At 37.5% G+C, this 15478-nt stretch carries 16 protein-coding genes; 1 reads left to right on the top strand and 15 read right to left on the bottom strand.

All coding sequences use genetic code 11. The features are described 5' to 3' along the window. Positions 1-176: 176 nt before the first annotated feature. The 4 genes from argF to FG382_RS09970 all read right to left on the bottom strand — a co-directional run bounded on the left by argF (position 177) and on the right by FG382_RS09970 (position 4999). Positions 177-1142, bottom strand: coding sequence for an ornithine carbamoyltransferase (gene argF, locus FG382_RS09955; protein ID WP_142538755.1), 966 nt, complete (start codon positions 1140-1142; stop codon positions 177-179). A 142-nt stretch (positions 1143-1284) separates the two neighbouring features. Further along, positions 1285-2373 carry a M42 family metallopeptidase gene (locus tag FG382_RS09960; RefSeq protein WP_142538756.1) on the bottom strand — a complete coding sequence of 363 codons (1089 nt, stop codon included), beginning with the start codon at positions 2371-2373 and terminating at the stop codon, positions 1285-1287. Positions 2374-2451: 78 nt separating this feature from the next. Beyond that, positions 2452-4374 (bottom strand): DUF2207 domain-containing protein, encoded by a 1923-nt coding sequence (locus tag FG382_RS09965; RefSeq protein ID WP_142538757.1) that lies wholly within the window; start codon positions 4372-4374, stop codon positions 2452-2454. 139 nt (positions 4375-4513) lie between these two features. Next, positions 4514-4999, bottom strand: coding sequence for a dUTP diphosphatase (locus FG382_RS09970; protein ID WP_142538758.1), 486 nt, complete (start codon positions 4997-4999; stop codon positions 4514-4516). Between the two features lie 92 nt (positions 5000-5091). Between FG382_RS09970 and FG382_RS09975 the strand changes: the two genes are divergently transcribed. Further along, complete coding sequence (locus tag FG382_RS09975) at positions 5092-5478, top strand: sigma-w pathway protein ysdB (RefSeq protein WP_142538759.1); 387 nt, start codon at positions 5092-5094, stop codon at positions 5476-5478. A gap of 421 nt (positions 5479-5899) precedes the next feature. Here FG382_RS09975 and FG382_RS09980 read toward each other — a convergent pair whose 3' ends face one another. From FG382_RS09980 to coaE, 11 genes are all read right to left on the bottom strand, one after another. After that, positions 5900-6184, bottom strand: coding sequence for a DUF1294 domain-containing protein (locus FG382_RS09980; protein WP_142538760.1), 285 nt, complete (start codon positions 6182-6184; stop codon positions 5900-5902). Between the two features lie 59 nt (positions 6185-6243). Next, positions 6244-6603, bottom strand: coding sequence for a 50S ribosomal protein L20 (rplT, locus tag FG382_RS09985; protein ID WP_142538761.1), 360 nt, complete (start codon positions 6601-6603; stop codon positions 6244-6246). 43 nt (positions 6604-6646) lie between these two features. Further along, positions 6647-6847, bottom strand: coding sequence for a 50S ribosomal protein L35 (gene rpmI, locus FG382_RS09990; RefSeq protein WP_053588661.1), 201 nt, complete (start codon positions 6845-6847; stop codon positions 6647-6649). Between the two features lie 30 nt (positions 6848-6877). After that, on the bottom strand, positions 6878-7441 hold the full coding sequence (gene infC, locus FG382_RS09995) for a translation initiation factor IF-3 (protein ID WP_186321401.1): 564 nt from the start codon (positions 7439-7441) through the stop codon (positions 6878-6880). A 255-nt stretch (positions 7442-7696) separates the two neighbouring features. Beyond that, positions 7697-9622: a threonine--tRNA ligase gene (thrS, locus tag FG382_RS10000; RefSeq protein ID WP_142538762.1), complete on the bottom strand. Its 1926-nt coding sequence runs from the start codon at positions 9620-9622 to the stop codon at positions 7697-7699. A gap of 349 nt (positions 9623-9971) precedes the next feature. Beyond that, positions 9972-10913 (bottom strand): primosomal protein DnaI, encoded by a 942-nt coding sequence (dnaI, locus tag FG382_RS10005; RefSeq protein ID WP_142538763.1) that lies wholly within the window; start codon positions 10911-10913, stop codon positions 9972-9974. 9 nt (positions 10914-10922) lie between these two features. Then, complete coding sequence (locus FG382_RS10010) at positions 10923-12278, bottom strand: replication initiation and membrane attachment family protein (protein WP_142538883.1); 1356 nt, start codon at positions 12276-12278, stop codon at positions 10923-10925. A 27-nt stretch (positions 12279-12305) separates the two neighbouring features. After that, a complete protein-coding gene (gene nrdR / locus FG382_RS10015) occupies positions 12306-12770 on the bottom strand; it encodes a transcriptional regulator NrdR (RefSeq protein ID WP_142538764.1) in 465 nt (154 codons plus the stop codon). 280 nt (positions 12771-13050) lie between these two features. Continuing rightward, positions 13051-13434 carry an adenosylmethionine decarboxylase gene (gene speD, locus FG382_RS10020; RefSeq protein ID WP_142538765.1) on the bottom strand — a complete coding sequence of 128 codons (384 nt, stop codon included), beginning with the start codon at positions 13432-13434 and terminating at the stop codon, positions 13051-13053. 207 nt (positions 13435-13641) lie between these two features. Continuing rightward, on the bottom strand, positions 13642-14664 hold the full coding sequence (locus FG382_RS10025; RefSeq protein ID WP_142538766.1) for a glyceraldehyde-3-phosphate dehydrogenase: 1023 nt from the start codon (positions 14662-14664) through the stop codon (positions 13642-13644). A 212-nt stretch (positions 14665-14876) separates the two neighbouring features. Beyond that, positions 14877-15476, bottom strand: a complete 600-nt coding sequence (gene coaE / locus FG382_RS10030) for a dephospho-CoA kinase (protein ID WP_142538767.1) — start codon at positions 15474-15476, stop codon at positions 14877-14879. Between the last annotated feature and the right edge of the window lie 2 nt (positions 15477-15478).

Consider the following 15478-nt stretch of genomic DNA (forward strand, 5'->3'; position numbering starts at 1 on the left):
ATCTTTCGACTTGAGATAGATTTTTTTGTCTAAAATAATAAAGAGTGATTCAGCGTCTCCTGAATCACTCTTACTATGTAGCGATGAAGCCGTCCATCTTGACGATCCACATCGCATGTATTGGAATAGCCTGGTGACAACCCCTGTCTTTCCAGTCTATTATTCCTAGAATTCGATTAAGCCATTAGAGAAGCTAACACTGCTTTTTGTGCGTGCAAGCGATTTTCAGCTTGCTGGAAAATATATGAGTTCGGTCCATCGATTACAGCAGTGGAGACTTCTTCTTCACGATGAGCAGGCAGGCAGTGTAAGAATATATAATCATTCTTTGCATTTGCCACCAGCGCTTCATTGATTTGGAACTCTTTAAAGTCTGCTAAACGTTTCTGCATTTCCTCTTCTTGCCCCATCGATGTCCAAACATCTGTATAAATAACATCCGCATTCACAACTGCTTCTACAGGATCATTCGATACGAACAGAGAACCACCATTTTGTAAAGCAATCACTTTTGCTTTTTCCATAATTTCTGCATTTGGTTCATATCCAACTGGTGTTGCAACAGCAATATGCATTCCCATGTAAGCTGAAGCTATGACTAGAGAGTGGGCAACATTATTCCCATCTCCGATATATGCAATTTTTAAACCTTGTGTATATCCTTTCACTTCATGAATCGTTAAAATGTCTGCCAGTGCTTGGCAAGGATGATACATATCTGTTAGCCCATTGATGACAGGAATGCTCGCATGCTCCGCCAATTCTTTCACCATTTCATGGGAATTTGCACGAATCATTATGCCATCTAAATAACCAGACAGTACATGCCCCGTATCATAAACTGATTCACCTCGACCAATCTGCAAATCACGCGAATGCATAAACATACCATTTCCGCCTAATTGTTTCATACCAACTTCAAAAGAAATTCTAGTTCTAGTAGAGTGTTTTTCAAAAATCATTCCTAATGTTTTACCTTCTAAAAGGGGTGGGCATTTCCCCGCCTTTGTTAGCTTTTTCAGCTCAACTGCAAGCTGAATTATATCTACTATCTCCTCTTTTGAGTAATCAAAAAGCGTTAATAGATCTTTTCCTTTTAAACTATCCACAACTTTTAAGTTCGCCCATTCTAAAAGTTTCATTTATAAAAACACTCCTTTTCGTATATTTATGTAATTATCATTATAAATATGAATAAACATAAAGTCAATTGAATTTATATGCAAAATTAAAAAATTAAAAATGTCTAGAAAAGCATTCCTTATGCTCTTCTAGACATTATTATTAATCAAACGTAATTTTATTTACTGTGTCGCGGTCTAATTTTTTTATTACTTCAATAATCAATTTGACTATGTTTTCATAATCATCGCGATGAAGAATCCCTGCATGTGAATGGATATAACGCGTTGCAATACCAATAGATAAGGCCGGTACACCATTTAATGAAATATGCATAGAGCCCGCATCTGTTCCTCCACCAGGTATCGTTTCGAATTGATATGGGATATTATTTTCTTCCGCCGTATCAATCACAAAATCACGCAATCCTTTATGCGATACCATCGATGCATCGAACAATACAATTTGTGGACCCGCCCCCATTTTGCTTGTCGATTCTTTCGCAGTAATACCAGGTGTATCTCCTGCAATACCAACGTCTACTGCAAATCCGATATCGGGATTTACTTTTACTGTAGAGGTTTTAGCACCACGAAGACCCACTTCTTCTTGAACAGTTCCTACACCATATACAATATTCGGATGTTTTACATCTTGCAATCCTTTTAACACGTCGATTGCAATTGCACAGCCAATACGATTATCCCATGCTTTTGCAAGTAATAATTTCTCATTGTTCATCACGGAGAACTCAAAATATGGTACGACCATATCTCCCGGTAATACTCCCCACTCCATCGCCTCTTCTTTCGAGGAAGCGCCTATATCGATGAACATATCTTTTACGTCCACTGCTTTCTTTCGTGCATCCGCTGTTAAAATATGAGGAGGTTTTGAGCCAATCACACCGGTAATTGTATCACCTTTACGAGTCACGATTGTCACTCGTTGTGCAAGCATTACTTGTGACCACCAACCACCAACTGTTTGAAAGCTTAAAAATCCTTTGTCGTCAATTTTAGAAATCATAAACCCAACTTCGTCTAAATGTCCTGCTACCATAACTTTGGGACCATTTGCGTCCCCCACTTTTTCTGCGATCAAGCTTCCTAAATTATCATATTCTATTTTATCTGCAAAGGGCTTTATATACTTTTCCATTACTTGACGAGGTTCACGCTCATTCCCTGGAATTCCTTTTGCATCGGTTAACTCTTTAAGCATTGTCAATGTCTCATCTAACTTTGTCATTATTTCGCCCTCCTAAATATAACTGCCATATCAATTATATTCTAAACTCATCCTATTTTCAAAATTAAGTGATAGATTTTAATCGGCTCCTGCTCCGCCGCCTCCTCCGTCACCACCTCCACCACCACTATCTCCACCGAAGAATCCTCCTGAATCGGATGAACCTCCGCTAGACATAGTACCCGGTGACCAGTACCATGTTTTTGCCACATAGTCCATCGGATCTGTTCCAGCTATTAATAGCGCTGCCAAGGGAATCGTTTCATCCACAACTGGTATATGCACATTTTTTCTACCAAAAAGATATGCCCGTATCGTCCACTTCTCCTGCTCATTTTTCGAGAGACCGGCAGGCATGCCATTTTTTATACTTCTTTGGAAAGAGCGAATACTATCTTTTACACGGACAGCATTCATGGAAAGAATATTTATCGGTACAGCGATATATAAAAGAACAACCGCTAAGATTAAACCAAAGATTTCCCTCATCAATTCATCATTTACTATGTTCCCTACCATTAAACTAATCACAATCATATAAAGAGCAAAGTACCAGTGAGCAGTTAGTTTAACCCAATTAATAATGAGAACTAGTATCGTAATAATCACAATGAATACAATACTTCCACTGCTTCTGAAATCTGCATAATAGCTTATGGCAACGAAAGTCGCTAACAATATGATTGCTAAACTAATAAGGAGCTTTGGTAGTTGGTGATGGAAAGCTCCCGCTTCTACTAGTTCATTCTGTACTTTTTTATGCCAAGTTTTTTGTTTCTTTTTAAACTCTTTTGTCCTAGTATGATAGTAATTGGCCATCCCATTATCTCTTTCTTTTCTTGGCGCTCCTGCTGCATCATGCAAATGGAATGCCCATTTACTTGAACCACTTTTGGTACTAAATAACCATTGGATTAAATAAGATTCGGATAAGCCCTTTGCAATTCCTCCGTTTTTCAAGCGAAACAATAAAGTCTCTTCAGGCGCTTTCGGGTCATTTTTAAAACGTATTGCCGCTCGTGATGGCTTGACTATGGCAGCTTCTTTTTCAACTAGCGAAAACAAACCGGCTAAAAAAGTTTTCTTATCCCGTTTTCCTGTCTTATATACGGAAAACAAGTATAAAATATCGATGTCCAGTATGTGCTCCTCATTTCCTTTTCTCCAAAAATGTCTTTGAGGTAAAGCAATAATAAAGAGTACGGCAATGATCACTAATACAAGCGAAACATTTGGTAATATTTTTATAAGCACAGGAATTTCTGATAGCCTTTTTTTCATCGCATCCGCTTGTTTCTTTTCAATTGCAAAAGCTTCTTTCATAGAGCTAGTACTTTTCGTTTTCACCATGTTCGTCATAACAGTTGAAGGGAAAAAGAAAGTTGTCTTCGTTAAGGAATATGCCTCCGAAATCGGTGTTTTAAACCGAATTCCATATTCAGACTTCCCATTTTTCTTTGCATTTCGATCGAAAATAACTCCATCAAATTTAGAAGAATCCATCGTTTGTGGCAGAATAAAATCTATTGTAACATTATGAAAATCTTGATCATGTGCATCTCCATCTCCAAAATACGTAACATTTGCAACACTATATGTATCATACGCTTTCACTGCATTTTTAAGAGTATATACATACAAAAAAGAAACTTTTTCGTTTGTTTTGTTAATACTTGTTCGATATACCCCATTCTCTTTCTTAACATTTAATGTTTTTAATGTATTATTCTCGATGAAACCTGGTTCTGGGCTTAAAGTAGTTATTTCATGAGCATAAAAATTTTCCACATTATTCGCATGTTCTTTTGGAAAGGATCGCTTTAAGCTTTTATAATTCCCATCAAAATTATACGTAAATACTTCATTCACTAAAAGGTCGCCATTTGGTTGAATCCAGGACTTAATATGTACTGTGTCTATTGAGTAGGATCTCTCTTCCGCAACTACACTAGATGAAAAAGCTACTAAAAATAATACAAGTAAAAAAAAGAACTTTTTCATTGATATCACTCCAACATCACATAATTTTTTATAGTATGTTTACGGGTGACATTAGAAAAAGTTCCAATTATTTTACTGTTCAATTACGGATAGGTGTTACTTGAAACAACTAGAAGTGTAAACTCTTAGCTGTTTCAAGTTAATAACCATTCTTCTGTCTTTCATAATTTATTTCATTTTTAGAAATGTACGCTTGCAATACTTCCTCACTACTAAAGCTTAGCTTTTCTGCAATTGCACCATATAAAACCCAAATCTTCTCATATGTATTTTTTGTTGTCTCCTGTAAAAATGCGATGATCGCCTCGTTTGTTTGAAGGAATAATGTTGTTAAATCTTCTTCTTTCTTTTCTATTGGCCACTCTTTTAAATCATCCAAACCTTTTTCAATTCCTAATGACAATAAAAAATGAATAGAATCGACATACTCTTCTAAAATAACCGTTCGTTCAGACGGTCCCTTGTCGCTCCAAAACTTGAAACAACGTGTTTCATTTGCTAGTTCTGCAAGCTCTACAATTAGTGCCAATCCTTTCTTCATAAAAATATCTTCGTTTACTTGTTTATTCGATTGAATATATTCGTCTAATGCAGTCTGCATTGTAAAAAGTTTTTGTAAATTCATCATTTCCTCCAATTATTTTAAATTATTTTGAAACCAAACTACCTCTTCTATCGTATAGCAGTTACTATGTATTTTTCAAGGAGGACATTTTGATGATTGTATTACTTAGACTGCTAATAATTGTCATAATCATATATGCATTTTATAAAATTCTTCGCTATTTGTTTGATCCGAAGAGAAAGTTAGACGAATCCTATGAGAAAGAACAGTACTATTTTTATGATGATATAAAAAATGTCCGTAAGAATTTTTTCATAACCTATAAAGGTGCATTGTTTGAAGGAGAAAAATATTTAGGTACGACTGAGCAAGCATTTGAAGTTGTGTCTATTTTCGTTTGGATAAAAGATCCTTCCAAACTACAAGGGTTTACTAAAGAGGATTTTCGTTTCTTACAAAATGAAATACGTATGAATTACCCATCTGCCAAAATCAATTGGAAGAGCCCGATTGAGCAGCTCATGAAAGATGAGACATAACAAAAGCACCTATCTCTGACCCAATATTGCAAATAAAAAAGAGAAATATTTATGGGATATCGCACATAATAGGGAAACTGTGCGGTTAAGAGACATGGCAAAGGAAATTGATTTCCACTCCAGGCGGACGCTTACCGCGGGGCGGGCGGTGAGCCTCCTCGTCGCACGCTCCTGCGGGGTCTCCCCTGTCGCGCAGTACGAGCTGAAAGCCCCGCAGGAGCGAGAGCTTCGAGGAGATGGAAGCCGTGCCCGCGGAAAGCGTCCACCCTATAGCGGAAATCCAAGCGGATACTTCATTCATCTCGCTACCGCGCAGTTTCCCTATACTTCATTCGATTTAGAAAAGTAATTTAACTCACTTCAAAAATATTCATATCTCTAGAATTTCATAATTTGCTGAACATAAAAATAGCGAACAACCCTAGATCATACTTGGGTTGTTCGCTTTTACTAACCAAAAAAGTATAAATACATAGACGATGAGTAGCATTAGAAAGCCTACACGAAAATTCGTATGCTTTGTTTTATGTCGGAACAGCTGCATACCTATATAAGCACCAATGCCTCCACCAAAAATAGCAAGTGACCATAATGTACGCTCTGAAACTCTTTGTTTATGGTTTTTCGCCTGAGATTTATCATAGCCCATAACGATAAACGAAATAACGGACATGATCAATATAAAAAAGGGAATAATTTCCTTCATATTTCTACCCCTTGTACAAAAAAAGCTGATAGAATCTCTATCAGCTTCTTTATCGTTTATTATTTAGCGATTGCTTTTTTTGCTGCATCTGCAAGTTGTGTAAATGCTTGAGCATCTGTTACAGCTAGATCAGCTAACATTTTACGGTTTACTTCGATTTCAGCTAATTTTAATCCGTGCATTAAACGGCTGTAAGAAAGACCGTTTAGGCGTGCTGCCGCATTGATACGTGTGATCCATAATTTACGGAATTCACGTTTTTTGTTACGACGGTCACGGTATGCATACATTAGAGATTTCATAACCTGTTGGTTTGCTACTTTATATAATGTATGTTTTGAACCGTAATAACCTTTAGCTAATTTTAATACTTTTTTACGACGCTTTTTTGTTACTGGTGTGCTTTTTACGCGTGGCATGATTCATTACCTCCTGCTATTCTTTCGAGATTTAAATTTCTTATTATTTCATGTAAGTAAGTAGTGTTTTGATACGTTTGTAATCGCCTGAAGAAGCTACTTTAGTTTTACGTAGTTTACGTTTAGCTTTAGTAGATTTGTTAGCGAATAAGTGGCTTCCAAAAGCACGGTCATGTTTTAATTTTCCTGTACCCGTCTTTTTGAAACGCTTTGCAGCTCCACGGTGAGTTTTCATTTTCGGCATGTCGAATTCCTCCTAAACAATTGTACTCTATTACTGTTTTTCGTTCTTTGGTGCAAGCACTAAGAACATACTGCGGCCATCCATTTTCGGTTTTGATTCAACCGTAGATACTTCCGCACAAGCTTCGGCAAATCTATCTAAAACGCGTTGACCAATCTCTTTATGAGTAATCGCACGACCTTTAAAACGAATAGATGCTTTCACTTTATCTCCTTTTTCAAGGAACTTGATCGCGTTTTTAAGTTTCGTTTGGAAATCATGTTCATCGATTGTTGGGCTCAAACGAACCTCTTTCATCACGATGATTTTTTGATTTTTACGGACTTCACGATCCTTTTTTTGCTGCTCAAATTTGAATTTACCATAGTCCATGATACGAGCGACTGGCGGCTTGGCTTGAGGAGCCACAAGGACAAGATCCAAATTTACACGACCTGCGATTTCAAGTGCTTCGTTACGTGTTTTCAATCCTAACTGATCGCCATTTTGATCAATAACTCGTAGTTCGCGTGCTCGAATGCCATCGTTCACATACATGTCTTTGCTAATAACAATCCACCTCCAAATAGTGTCGCGAATACATGGTTTGGGCATAAATTTCGTAGAAACGAATTACTTACGCCGTTTTCGATCAAATAAAAAAACGAGCAGACATAAGATGTATGTCTGCCCGCCGATATAAGAACATGCAGATGCCTACATGTTACAGTCGATCGTGTGCTTACCAGTCAACAACAAAAAGTGTCAAACAGGTGAGAAGCGGGCAGCCTCTTCTTATACCACAAACTTGTATTCAATAACCTAAATAACTATACCATGTAGATTCTTACATGTCAACAGTATTTATGATTAATGTTTTGTTTCTTCTTGAATGCGAGTTAAAAACTCCTCAAATGGAATACTTTCCGATTGCTGTTCTCCGTATTTACGCACGTTTACATTACCTGCTTCTAGCTCTTTATCACCTAAAACGAGCATGTACGGAATTTTTTGCATTTGCGCTTCACGAATTTTATAACCAAGTTTCTCTTCCCGATCATCCATTTCCACTCGGAAACCTGCTGCTACTAATTGCTCTTCGATTTGTTTAGCATAATCGAAGTGTACTTCATTGGATACTGGGATGATTTCTACTTGAACTGGAGCTAACCAAGTTGGAAAAGCACCTTTATATTCTTCGATTAAGAATGCAACAAAACGTTCCATTGTAGAAACTACCCCACGGTGAATTACAACTGGACGATGTGGCTTACCATCTTCTCCAACATACGTTAGGTCAAAACGCTCTGGTAATAGGAAATCCAGCTGAACAGTGGATAGTGTTTCTTCTTTACCAATAGCCGTTTTCACTTGAACGTCTAATTTCGGTCCGTAGAATGCTGCTTCGCCTTCTGCCTCGAAATAATCTAAGCCAAGCTCGTCCATTGCTTCTTTTAACATCGCTTGTGCTTTTTCCCACATTGCGTCATCGTCGAAGTATTTTTCAGTATCTTGTGGATCACGGTAAGATAGACGGAATGTGTAATCTTTTAAATCAAAATCTTTATAAACAGAGATGATAAGCTCTACAACCTTTTGGAACTCTGCTTTAATTTGGTCTGGACGTACGAAAAGATGCGCATCATTTAAAGTCATACCGCGAACGCGTTGTAAGCCTGAAAGTGCTCCAGACATTTCATAACGATGCATTGTACCAAGCTCTGCAATACGTAATGGAAGGTTACGATAAGAGTGCATACCGTTTTTGAAAACCATCATATGATGCGGACAGTTCATCGGGCGCAGAACTAATGTCTCGTTATCCATTTCCATTGGCGGGAACATAGAATCTTGGTAGTGATCCCAGTGACCGGACGTTTCATATAAATCTTTTGAACCAAGTACTGGTGTATATACATGTTTGTAGCCAAGTTTAAGTTCTTTATCTACAATATAACGCTCAATAACACGACGAATCGTTGCACCATTTGGTAACCAAAGTGGTAAACCTTGTCCTACTTTTTGTGAATTCGTAAACAATGCTAGCTCTTTCCCTATTTTACGGTGGTCACGCTCTTTAGCTTCTTCTAGCATATCTAAGTGATGCTTAAGCTCTTCTTTTTTAAAGAATGCAGTACCGTAAATACGTTGAAGCATTTTATTGTCGCTATTTCCGCGCCAATATGCACCTGCAATACTTAGTAATTTGAACTCTTTTAGTTTTCCTGTAGATGGTACATGTACTCCTCGGCAAAGGTCGAAAAACTCTCCTTGCTCATAAATGGATACTTGCTCTCCTTCTGGAATTGCTTCAAGAAGCTCTACTTTATACTCATCTTCCTTAAACTTATCAAATGCTTGCTCGCGAGAAACATCGTGTCGAATGATTTCAATATTCTCGTTGATAATTTTTTTCATTTCTTTTTCAATCATCGGGAAATCTTCTGCTGTAATCGGTTCCGGAGAATCAATATCATAATAAAAACCATTTTCGATTACTGGCCCAATTCCAAGTTTTACATCTTTAAACAAGCGCTTAACAGCCTGTGCAAGCAAGTGTGCAGAACTGTGACGAAGAATTTCCAACGCTTCATCGGATTCAGGTGTAATAATTGAAATTTCTCCGTCTGTTGTAATTGGTGTCTTAAGATCGATTAGCTGTCCACTAAGTTTACCTGCTAACGCTTTTTTACGTAATCCAGGGCTAATGGATTGCGCGATTTCTTCGGTAGTTGTCGAAACAGGGAATTCCTTTTCTGCTCCATCTGGAAATTTTAACTTAATAACTTCTGCCATGTTGAACACTCCTTTTAAATTATGTATCGGAAAACGCAAAAAAACCTCATCCCTAAAAAGGGACGAGGTTCAAATCGTGGTTCCACCCTTCTTCTGTCTACTAAAAACAAAAGTAGACGAAGCTCTGCATCGGCTAACGGGCCGGTGACCGGTAAACTGCTAGAGTATGTATTCACAGTTACTGCTCGGAGGTGGTAAATCGATTGCCGGTACTTAAGAAGCTTCCAGCCCAGGCTTCTCTCTCTAAAAAGTCGTACAAACTGATTATTGTCCTCTTCAATGCATTTACTTATTCTTATGAAAATGATTATACTCCACACCATGTGCATTTGCAAGTCATTGTAGAAGGTTATTCTTCTCTCCAATTCTTTCCTTGCAGAGAAATGGGAATTGTAAGTGCACGAATGCGCTCCATAATTCGTCCAGCTTTCACCACTTCTTTTTCCCCACGTTGTGTAACGGACAAATGATACTCTAACTCAGAATAATTGAAGTTAGATGTTATAAATGTAGGAAGCTGTTCCGACATTCGGTAATGTAAGATTGTTCCTAGTATCTCATCTCTCGTCCAGCTGGACATTACTTCGGCACCAAGATCATCTAACATTAATACAGGGGCTTTTTTGACGAACTCTATTTTTTCGGATAGCGAATGATCTTGAATCGCTTGTTTCATTTCACGCAAAAATTCAGGAACGTAAACTACTACAGAATGGATATGCTTTACTGCCAACTCGTTTGCCAAGGCCCCTAGAAGATAGGATTTCCCAACACCAAACTTACCATGAATATAAAGCCCTTTCTTCGGTAATGTATTGGTTCGATTTAGTTCCTCTAGAAAGTCAACTGCTGCACGAACAGCAACCACTCTACTTCCATCATTCACATCAACATCCCTAAGACGCGCTTCCATAACCTCTTTTGGCATATGAATGCTATTAATCATAGAAGTCACTTTTCTGCGTTCATCCTCGATTATTCCTCGTTGACAACGAACATATTCTAAACCGATTAGGCCACGCTCTAAAACTAATTTAGGCTCATAGCCTTTCATAACATTCATGCAAAGCTCAAGGGATTCACAAGAACCACAGTCATGGGATTGCGACTTATATTCGTATAATTTACTCAAGCCCCGATCTACGATTCGTTTTGATATATCCCCCGCGTTTTCTTCTAAAAACTTTTGCACACCTGAATCTTCTAACACTTCTTTTTTCATTTCATCTAGCCTTGATGAGAATTCTGGTGTTTGAACCATTCTTTTTAACGTTTCATTAATACGTTCCATTATTTCCACCTACCTCTTCAATGCATTCAAATCTGCTAATAGCTTTTGTCTTTCTTGATCTATGTCTTGAATACCATTGGTTTTTTCCCCGGATTGTTTCGTTTCCTCATCTTTTTTATAAAACCAATCCGGTACTTTTTCTTCGCGCACTGGCTTTTTCGTATAGGATTTCTGTTTGGATCCTTCACTTTTCCATTTTATATATTGCTCATGTTCACTTCTTGCAAGCTCCATCGCCTGTTTGGCTGTTTTTACATCTTTTCTTATCCAGTGAGAAGCAATTTTTTCAGCATAGTTTTTTGTTAGTTTCATATCCGTACGAAGCAACACATATTGCAATAGCACATTCACAACACCAATTGGCATTTTAAAGTGGGTAACAAAATGATTGGCTAATTGGACATCTGCTAAAATTGGTTCTTTGCCGTTCGCAATATCCTTTAATACAACTGCTGGAGCTGTCGTTTCTAAATAATGGATAAGTTCTTCTTCTTTCGATAAGGGTTGGCTCTTTTCAGGAACTGCTTTAGCCGATTGTTCGATTTTCTCCATAACGGGGGCAGTTTTAGAAACAGTTAGTTTATAGTAATCAGCACACGCTTTTTTTAATCTTGCTTCGGAGAGATGTAGTTCATCATCTAATGCAAGTATGACTACTTTTTGCATCTCTACTGGATGTAAGTTGTATAAAAAAGCTAGTTTGGCGATTACTTCTTTTGCTTCTATCGTCATCGCTGACTTTGGAACAAGTTGTTCCGACAGCCCTTCCTGTAATAAAGCAAAATCAAATTGATCGAAATAAAAAGGCAAAGACTCCATTCTTTTCTTAGATTGAAAATCGTCTGCATAAGATACAGCATTCCCTGTTTTGGAAGATGGTTTAAATACGTCCATGAACGTTCGAGAAACATCTGTAAATCCGTCATTCCAGTTAGTAGGTTGAATAAAGCGACTCCGTAATTGTTTATATGCATTTTCCCCAATTTTGCCTAACAGAAACATTGACAATAATGGATCTTTTAAAAAGGACTCTGCATCAAGTGGTGCAGTTAATTCATAATAAAAGACACGGCCATCATTCTCTGATTTTTGCCAAGTACGAAGTAGGCCAATTGCTTCTAACGCAATTCTCGCTTGAAAAATTTTACCGATAGAAACACCTAAAACGTTCATGAGCTGATAATGAGGCGATTGCTCGTTATTTTGTGCTTCTCCATCGGCCCATAGCGTTAAGTACAGGCTAATACTCTCTGCACCAACTAATGGTTGATACAATAGTGTTAATAACTGGCGATCATAATCCGAAAAAGAATATGGCAAGCGAATCATATACATGTCTGCTGGCTGAAGCTCTTTATATAACATCAACGTTTGCACCTACTCTCTTGCTGCTTATAATGTTGGATTCTTTTTTATGATTTCTTTTAATTCTTCTATAAAGACTGTTATATCTTTGAATTGACGATAGACAGAAGCGAATCGAACATAAGCCACTTCATCTACTTCTGCAAGCTTGTCCATCACTTTTTCGCCAACTTCCTCCGATTTCACTTCGGAATTTCCTGTTCTTCGTAATTCTTTTTCAATTGAAAACACGATATCTTCTAGTTGATCAAGTGCAACTGGTCTTTTCTCACATGCACGTATCAGACCACGAAGTATTTTTTCACGGCTAAATTCTTCCCGCGAACCATCTTTTTTCACGACGATTAAAGGGGTTTCTTCCACCTTTTCAAATGTGGTAAATCTAAACCCACAATCCTCGCACTCTCGTCTTCTTCTAATCGCCTTATTATCGTCAACAGGTCTAGAATCGACTACTTTCGTACCATTATATTGACAAGTTGGACATCTCATATTTGTCTCACCTAATTCCTTACATTAATTTGTATATCTATTATAACAATAATCTCTTATCAATTGCGACTTGGCTTAATTGTGTCCAAATTTTGAATTGTGTTTATGCCCTCAGGACGCTCCGAACTTAGGTTGCCGTCCTAAACTCTGTTCAAAATTTGTGACATCCGCCGGTGGCTTTAACTTGCTTCAGCAGGGAGATTAAGCTCTCTGCTGAAGCAAGTTAAAATCGAAAAAGCAGAGGAATCGCTTCCTCTGCTAAGTCATCTCGGCTAAGTTATTACGCTTGAACTGTCATGCGCGACTTAGGTACATTAACTGGACCCATACCACGAGGCATTTCAATCGTTTCGCGTATTCCAGCATTAAGAGCATCTGCAATATGATTAGCAGCAATTGATGGATCTAAATCACCACATGTATACACATCAATGCTCGCATAACCATGCTCTGGAAAGCTGTGAATCGTTAAATGTGATTCGGAAATTATAACGACTCCACTTACACCTTGTGGTGCAAATTTGTGAAATGCAACTTCTCTGACTTCCGCACCAGACTTAAGTGCAGCATCAACAAATGTTTGCTCGATAAATTGCATATCGTTAAGTTTGTCGAAATCGCATTCCCATAGTTCTGCAATAATGTGACGTCCCATTGTTTCCAATGTCCGTTTCCCCCTTTGATAAGTTTTAGTTTAAAATTTAACAATCAAAGTTGACTACCACGGGGGAAAGTTAGTCCAAAGAGGTCCTAACCCTTTAAGTAGTCCATGTACGTGAAGTACACGATTATCATTATATGATGTATTGATAAAATAAGCAACAAATAAAAAATCCTCTTTCTAAAAACATAGAAAGAGGATTTTTTGATCTTATAAACTCGAACCTACTTTAAGACCAGACGCTACTTTTTTCGTCAAATCAACTACACGTGCAGAATAACCCCACTCGTTATCATACCATGCTAGAACTTTTACTTTACGATCACCAATAACCATTGTAGTTAATCCATCTACTGTAGAGGAAAGAGTAGACGTATTAAAGTCAATCGAAACTAGTGGCTCAGTTGTAAAGCCTAAGATTCCTTTCATAGATCCTTCAGAAGCTTTTATAAATGCCGCATTTACTTCTTCCACAGTTACATCTCTTTGAACATCTACGACTAAGTCAACTAAAGAAACATTTGGAGTAGGTACACGAAGTGCCATACCATGAATTTTCCCTTCTAACTCTGGCAACACCAATGTAAGCGCTTTTGCTGCACCAGTGGATGTTGGGATGATAGATTGCCCACATGAACGCGCACGTCTTAAATCCTTATGTGGATTATCTAGATTATTTTGATCATTTGTGTATGCGTGAACTGTTGTCATTAATCCATTTTCGATACCAAACGTATCATTTAATACTTTTGCAACAGGTGCTAAACAATTTGTCGTACAACTTGCGTTAGAAATAATATCCTGACTTTCTAAATCTAATTTATCGTCATTTACACCCATCACAATAGTGGCATCTTCGTTTTTGGCAGGAGCAGTGATAATTACTTTTTTCGCTCCAGCCGCTAAATGAGCACTAGCTTTTTCACCATCATTGAATTTTCCTGTTGACTCAATTACGATGTCGACATTTAATTCTTTCCAAGGAAGATTCGCTGGATCACGATCATTCACAATTTGAACTCGTTTGCCATTTACAACAAGCGCATTTTCTTCTATTTTTACTTCTCCTGAAAAAGTACCATGTGTAGAGTCATATTTTATTAAGTGCGCTAATGTTTCTAAAGGGTATCTTGCATTAATTGCGACAACATTTAACTCTTCCTGTACTATCGCTTGGCGAAACACCATTCGTCCAATACGTCCAAAACCATTAATTGCAATTGAAGCTGTCATGTGAAAAATCCTCCTGTAACTGTGTGATACTTTATATTTACAACTTGTAATTAGTATAACACATTATACGAATCATGTAGCACTAAATTAAAAGAAAGATATTTTTATTTGTAATTGGGTTATTTATCCCTGTTCAATAAGTAAAGTAGCTAAAAATTTTCTCAAAAAAAACGAAAACAACTCGTTTTTCGAGTCGTTTTCGGTTTTTAATGCTACACGATTAACACATTCCAATCGCTTAAGATTTTTTTTAGTTGTTGTTCTGTGTATTCCAATGTTCCATTATTATAAATAACTGCATCTGCTTCTTTTTCTTTAATAGATAATGGGAGCTGTGATTGGATTCTTGATTTCGCTTCTTCTAGCGTAAAATTATTTCTTGCCATTAATCGTTCCAATTGCGTTTCTTCTGTAACGGTTACGACCAATATTTTCTCTACATACGATTGCAGTCTACTTTCAAATAATAATGGGATATCCATGATTATGGTTGGATGACCCACTTTTTTTAGCTCTTCTTTTTGCCTGAGCATTTCTGCACGAATTGCAGGATGGATAATATCATTAAGTTGTTTCCGCTTGGAAGGACTAGAAAAAATAATGTCACCTAGTTTTCCGCGGTTTAAGGAACCGTCATCTGCAATTACTTCTTGGCCAAATGCTTCCTCTATCGTTTTCAGTGTTTCCGTTCCTTTTTCAACGACTACACGGGCTACAACATCTGCATCCACAATTGGGTATCCTAATTCCTTTAACATATTGGAAACGGTACTTTTCCCACTTGCAATACTTCCAGTTAAACCTATGATCATAA

Source organism: Psychrobacillus lasiicapitis (assembly GCF_006861795.1).
GTDB lineage: Bacteria > Bacillota > Bacilli > Bacillales_A > Planococcaceae > Psychrobacillus > Psychrobacillus lasiicapitis.